4 protein-coding genes are annotated in these 6,782 nt (G+C 68.1%); 1 reads left to right on the plus strand and 3 read right to left on the minus strand.

The features are described from left to right. Positions 1–13 precede the first annotated feature (13 nt). From IFT71_RS17985 to IFT71_RS17995, 3 genes are all read right to left on the minus strand, one after another. Complete coding sequence (locus IFT71_RS17985; RefSeq protein WP_192142636.1) at positions 14–1,573, minus strand: alkaline phosphatase D family protein; 1,560 nt, start codon at positions 1,571–1,573, stop codon at positions 14–16. 125 nt (positions 1,574–1,698) lie between these two features. Continuing rightward, positions 1,699–2,673 (minus strand): FecR family protein, encoded by a 975-nt coding sequence (locus IFT71_RS17990; protein WP_192142637.1) that lies wholly within the window; start codon positions 2,671–2,673, stop codon positions 1,699–1,701. Next, positions 2,670–3,209, minus strand: a complete 540-nt coding sequence (locus IFT71_RS17995; RefSeq protein WP_192142638.1) for an RNA polymerase sigma factor — start codon at positions 3,207–3,209, stop codon at positions 2,670–2,672. Before IFT71_RS17995 ends, IFT71_RS17990 begins: the two co-directional genes overlap by 4 nt. A 233-nt stretch (positions 3,210–3,442) precedes the next feature. Here IFT71_RS17995 and IFT71_RS18000 point away from each other — a divergent pair, with 233 nt between their 5' ends. Beyond that, positions 3,443–6,451, plus strand: coding sequence for a TonB-dependent receptor (locus tag IFT71_RS18000; protein WP_192142640.1), 3,009 nt, complete (start codon positions 3,443–3,445; stop codon positions 6,449–6,451). The last annotated feature ends 331 nt before the right edge of the window (positions 6,452–6,782 follow it).

The following is a 6,782-nucleotide window of genomic DNA, read 5'->3' on the forward strand; positions in this document are numbered from 1 at the left end:
TCGCGCAACCGCGTCAGGCCGGCTGTGGCCCGGGCTGTTTCGGATCCACCACGAACTTGGCGAAGGTGGAGATCGACCCGCCCGGCCGATCGACCTGATCCATCACCTTCACCTCGGCAAGCCAGCGGTCCGGCGTCACGGTGAACAGCTGATAGCCGCGCTGGTTGTTGAGCAGGCTGACGTTCGGATTATGGTCGAGCGCGCGCGTCTCGCCCGCATAGCGCGCACCGCCGGTGCCGCCCGACGAGATCGAGGTCGCGAGGAACTCGGTCGCGATCGCGGGACCGCCAAGGTCGTTCGCGTCGCGCGGGACCGAACCGACGACATTCTGGTGCAGGTCACCGCTGCCGATCACGACATTGGTCAGCCCGCGCCGCGCGATGCCGTCGACGAGCCGCTGCCGCGCGAGCGGATAGCCGTTCCAATTATCCTTGCCGACCACCGGCGTCGTCGCGCCGTCCTTGCGCGCGTCATAGGGCATGAACAGCACCTGCTGCGCGATGAAGTTCCACCGGGCGTCATTGGCGAGCCCGTCGTCCAGCCAGCGCTCCTGCGCGGCCCCCAGCATCGTGCGCCCCGGCCGGTCGACCGGCACGCAGGCGTCGAGTTCGCCCCGCGCGATCCCGGGCCGCTCGCAGAGCTGGTCGCTGCGGGCCGAGCGCGTGTCGAGCACGTGCATCCGCGCCAGCGTGCCGTAATCGAACCGGCGATAGGCGCGCCCGGTCCCGGGCCGTTGCGCGCGGCGGACGGGGACATGCTCGTACCAGGCCCGCAACGCCGCGGCCTTGCGCGCCGCGAACACCGGCGGCGGGTTGCCGTCCTTGTCGAATTCGCCCGCCCAATTGTCGTCGATCTCGTGATCGTCGAACGACATGATGAACGCGACCGCCGCGTGCGCCGCCTGCAGGTCGGGATCCGCCTTGTACTGCGCATAGCGGCGACGATACTGGTCGAGCGTATGGGTCTCGGCGCCGAGGTGCTTGCGCGGACTGGGCTCGGCCCGGGTCGCCATCTCGTAGATATAGTCGCCATAATGGAAGACCGCGTCGAGGTCGGGCTCGCGCGCGACATGCGCATAGGCGGTGAAGAAGCCCGTCTCGAAATCCTGGCACCCCAGCATCGCCAGCCGCAGCCGGTCGAGCGACACGCCCGCCGCGGGCGCGGTGCGCGCGGTCCCCACCGGGCTCGATCCGGCACCCTGGACGAGGAAGCGATACCAATAGGGGCGGTGCGATCGCAGCCCGTCGACCTCGACATGGACCGAATGCGCGAGCGCCGCGTCGGCGACCGCCGCGCCCGTCCGGACGATCTTGCGGAAACCGGGGTCCTCGGCGATGTCCCAGCGGACCGGAACGTCATGCGGCGGCATGCCGCCGTCCGGGGTCTGCGGCTCGGGCGCCAGCCGGGTCCAGATCACGAACCCGTCGGGCCAGGGGTCTCCGGAAGCGACACCGAGCGTGAACGGATCGCGCGTGAACGTCGCCTTCGCCAGCAGCCGCGGCGCCCCCGCCCCGCCCAGCACCGCGAGCGAGAGGCCGGCCTTGACCAGATTGCGGCGATCGAACTGAGCCATAAGGACACTCCCTGCGGCAGCGCCCGCCTGCAGCGCCCTACCGGCGTCGCAGCGCGACCTGCTATGCCGGAAAGACGGAGCAGCCGGGCAAAACCCGACAAACAAAAGAACGGGCGGTGGCGATCCTAGGGATTTCCGGGCCCGCCCGCCGGGCGGATGGCGATCGCGTCTTTCCCGTAAGCGACATCGACCTGATAGGCCGCCTGCACCGCCTGCAATGCGCGGTCGGTATCGGAAATATGAAAGCGGCCGCTGATCGGAAGCGCCTGCAGGCCGCGATCCTCCAACAGGATCGGCCGCGCCGAGTAACGTTGAACCTTGCCGATCAGCACCGCGAGCGGAACGTCGGACGCCTCGAACCACCCCGACTTCCACTCGGGCGCGCTCGCCGCGATGCGCGGTTGCGCCGTGACCTGCCCGTCGACGACGCGTGCGCCGTCGCCCTTGTGCAGCACCAGATCCGCTTCCCCGGCGACGCCGACCTCGACCGCACCGCGGTAGACGACCACGGCGGTCCGCGTCGGCGACTGGCGATCGACGTTGAACGCGGTGCCGAGCACGCGGACGGACGTGGTGCCGCTCGCGACCCGGAACATCCGGCTGCGTTCGTGGTGAATGTCGAAATAGGCCTCGCCGCGAACGAGCTCGGCACCGCGGTGCCACGGCAGGATCCGCACGCGCAGCTCGGTGTCGCCGCTCAGGTCGACGCGCGACCCGTCCGCGAGCACGACGGTGCGGCTCTCGCCAGGGCCGGTGCGATAGCGCGTCGTCGCCAGCATCGGCACGAGCAGGAGAATCGCAACCAGTATCGCGCAGGCAGCAGCGGTCAGCAGCGGCGCCGATCGCCGACCGCGACGCGCGCGATCGACCCGCGGGGCCGGCGGGATCGCGGCCGCAGGGGCGCACGCCGCGGTCCCGAGCGCCTCGACCAGCGCTTCCGATTGCCAGAGCGCCTGCATCTCGGCGAAGACCGCACGGTGCCGCGGCGACGCCGCCATCCACGCATCGAAGTCCGGCCCCGCCGCGGCATCGAACGCCGGCTGGTTGAGCCGGTCGATCCACGCGGCGGCATCCTCGGCGATCTGGCTCTCGCGGCTCATCGCCCGCGCCCGCACGCGATCGCCTCTCCCGGCATCGCCTTGTGAAGGTCTGCCAGGCCGCGGGTGATGTGTTTCTCGACTGCCTTCGGGCTCAACCCCAGATCCCTCGCTATCGCCGCACAGCTTTGCCCCTGCAAACGCCGGCGGACAAGCACGTCGCGGCGCAGCGGCGGCATGGCGTCGAGCGCCTCCCGGAGGATCGCGACCGCCTCACGGCCGACCAGCACCCGGTCCGGCAGGGGCGCCTGGCTGACGGGCTCCTCCGCGCGTTCGGCGACATAGCGGCGGTCCCTGCGATGATAGTCGACCAGCAGGTTCGCGGCGATCCGGAAGCCCAGCGCATAGATGCTGACCAGCTTCTGCACGCGCCCCTGGTGCACCAGCCGCGACAGCGTCTCCTGCACGACGTCCTCGACGACATCGACGCGGCTGGTGCGCGCGCGGACATAGCGGCTCAGCGTCGCCGCGATCGCGCGCCAGTCCTCGACCGCGGGCTCGCCCGCGCGGGTGTCGATCTGGGGAAGCGTCGCTGGCATGGCTCGTCCGGGTTGTTGATCCCGGCGACCTAGGCCGCGTTTGTGACAATTTCGGAGAGGGTGCGATAAGGAGTTCGCGCGGACGCCGCCCGATCCCCCAAATTGCGCAGCACCACCGTCAGTATAAACGCCGACCTGCATCAGACTTCACTGTCATATAACTGAAACCAAATACTTTGTCGGGTTTCCGGGCGCCTGCCCGTCTTGCCCTCGAACCAACTCGGGGGGAAATCATGTTTCATAGAATTCGTCTGGCGCGGCGTCTGCTTGCGTCCGTCGCACTGTCCGGCCTTGTCTGCGCGCCTGCGATCGCGCAGACCGCACCACCGGCACCACGCCAGTTCAGCTTCGACGTTCCCGCACAGGGTCTCGCCGACGCGCTCCTCGCCTTCTCGCGCCTGACCGGGCTGCAGCTCGCGACGTCGCCGTCGCTGCTACAGGGCGCACGCAGCCAGCGCCTGCGCGGCCGGATGACCGCGGAACAGGCGCTCGCGCGGATCACCGCGGGCAGCGCGGTCGACGGCAGGATCGTCGGCGGCACGGTCACCGTCGCGCGGCACATGGGGCCTGTGACGACGGCATACGCTCCTGCCGCGGCGCCCGGTGGGACCGAAGCCCAGGGAATCGCGCAGGCCACGCAGCCTGACCCGCTCGCCGATGACGGTGCCGACATCGTCGTCCGGGGCTACCGCCAGAGCGTCGCCAAGGCGCAGCAGATCAAGAAGGCCGCCACCGGGTCGCAGGAGGTGATCCTGGCGCAGGACATCGCCGCGTTTCCCGACCAGAACCTCGCCGAGGCGCTCCAGCGCATTCCCGGCGTCGCGATCACCCGCGACAGCGGCGAGGGTCGCCAGATCTCGCTACGCGGCCTGGGCGCGGATTTCACCCGCACGCAGCTGAACGGCATGGAGGTGCTCACCAATACCTCGTCGGGGCTCGACAGCCGCTCATCGGTCAGCCGGTCGCGCGCGTTCGACTACAGCATCTTCGCATCCGAGCTGTTCAACAAGGTCGTCGTCGAGAAATCCTATGCGGCGCAGCAGGACGAGGGCGGCATCGGCGGCACGGTCGGGCTGCACACCGCCAAGCCGTTCGACTATGACGGGCTCACCGTCGTCGCGTCTGCCCGCGGCCAAGCGAACCAATATACCAAGACCGTCACACCGCGCCTCGTCGGGCTGATATCTGACCGCTGGGGGGATTTCGGCGTACTCGCGTCAGTCGCGTACAGCACCGCCGAGACCGTCGAGTTCGGCTATCGCAACTGGAACTGGTCGCAGATCAATTTCGGCGCGGCCAATGTCGGGCCCGCCGTCTCCGCGGCGGACCGCGCGCTCCTGGTCGGCGCGACCGGTGCCGCGCGCGTCTGGAACAGCCGTGCGCAGACTTACGCCACCTTCTTCAACAAGCGCGAACGCCTCGGCGTCACCACCGCGCTGCAATATCATCCCGACGACCGCACCGACGTCTCGCTCGACCTGCTCTATGGCCGGCTGAACAACGACCGGCGCTCGGGGGTGATCGGCGCCGCGGGGACCAACGGTGTCGCCGCGAACAACGTCACGGGCACGCAGCTGCTGACCGGCGTCACCTTCGACGATTTCAACGACATCGTCGGCGCGTCGTTCGACCGTGTCGACATGCGCACCGAATCCAAGGTGACGCATGACCAGACGACCTTCTGGCAGGCCGCGCTCAACGCGCATACCGATCTCGCCAGCAACCTGACGCTCAACGTCCTGGGCGGCTGGTCGCGATCGACCTTCGCATCGCGCTATGCCCAGGTCTATCTCGAGGCGGTCGGCAAGAGCTATTCCTTTTCCGGGCTGAACACCGCCTCGCCGCGGACCGACTATGGCTTCGACACCGCCGACGCGTCGCAATGGGACCTGCAGGGCCTCGAGACCCGCGCCGACCGGATCGAGAGCGAATTCTACAACAGCAAGGCAGAGCTTGCCTGGACGGTCGCCACGGGGTCGACGATCAAGGCGGGAGCGGGGTTCAAGCGCTTCACCAATGGCGGCTGGCAGCGCAAGGTCGCGCCCAGCTACGAGAACAAGCCGGGCGTGCCCGACGTCCCGACCAGCGTCCTGACCGACAGCACGCTCGCCCCCTATGTGATCGGTGATGTCGCCGGCACCTACGCGCTGCTCGGCCAGAGCATGACCGTCGACGCGAACAGCACCGTCGCCGGCACCGCCTATGACCTGACCGAACGGACCTATGGCGCCTATCTGCAATATGACCTCGCCACCCGGCTCGGCGCGATCGGCCTGCGCGCCAATGTCGGCGTGCGCTATTACCATACCGATCTCGGATCCGCGGGGACCGCGCTGGTCGGCAGCGCACTTGTCCCGGTCAGCGTGACCAACCGCTATGACGGTTTTCTGCCCGCAGCGAACCTCGCCTTCGACCTCAGCCGGTCGATCGTCTTCCGGCTGAGCGGCAATCGCAATCTGAGCCGCCCTGCGCTCAGCGACATGCGCGCGGCCGGAACGCTCAACCTCGCCTCGTTTGGCGGCACGATCGCGGCCGGCAACCCCAATCTGGAGCCGTTCATCGCCGATTCGATCGAGACCTCGCTCGAATATTATGACGGCACGCGCGGATCGCTCGCGATCGGTGCCTTTTACAAGCACATGGACTCGTACATCACGTCGGAAACGCGGCTCGTATCCTATGCCTCGACCGGCTATCCCGCGGCACTGCTGCCCGTCGGCGTCGACCCTGCGGTGCTTGTGAACTACACGCGCCCGATCAACGGCCCCGGCGCGTCGATCAAGGGGATCGAGGTCGCCGCGAAGCGAGACTTCGACTTCCTGCCTGCGCCGTTCGACAAGCTCGGCATACTCGGCAACGTCACGGTCGCCAGCGGGTCGACCGACGTCTTCTATGCGGGCGTGCCGGTCCGCCTGCCGCTGCCGACATTGTCGAAATTCTCGTCGAACGCGACGCTCTATTACGACACCGATCGCTGGGGCGCGCGTGGCTCGATCGCGACGCGCTCGCGCTATCGTTGGGGCGATGGCGGCAACGGCAATATCGGCGAGTATATCAAGGGCACCACGAACCTCGACGCGTCGGCGTATGTCAATCTGACGCCGCGGTTCAAGCTGACGCTCGACGTGATCAACATCACCGACGAGCCGATCGTCCAATATGCCGACGGCACCGCCAAGCGGGTGATGACCAACACCGTCAGCGGCCGCACCGTCGCGTTCGGCGGGACGATGCGCTTCTGAACGAGCACAGGGGCAGGTCGGTCACCGGCCTGCCCCTTCACCGTCTAGATCCGTCCACGGCCCCGAGGGCCTGTACTCGACCGATACCAGGAATAGCGTGCGCCCCGTGCAGCAACAGCCGCCTTGATGCCGAGCGGGCGCATCCGGGCCCATCTTACAGACACGCTAGGTTACGCGTCCTCGTCATGGGGTCAGGCGCGCAGTAAAAGAGGGCTAGAAACGACGATAGCCCCGAAGCTTTCGCTTCGGGGCTATCGTAGGATTTGGTTGCGGGGACAGGATTTGAACCTGTGACCTTCAGGTTATGAGCCTGACGAGCTACCGGGCTGCT

The sequence above is a fragment of the Sphingomonas sp. CFBP 13733 genome (genome assembly GCF_014841795.1).
GTDB lineage: Bacteria > Pseudomonadota > Alphaproteobacteria > Sphingomonadales > Sphingomonadaceae > Sphingomonas > Sphingomonas aerolata.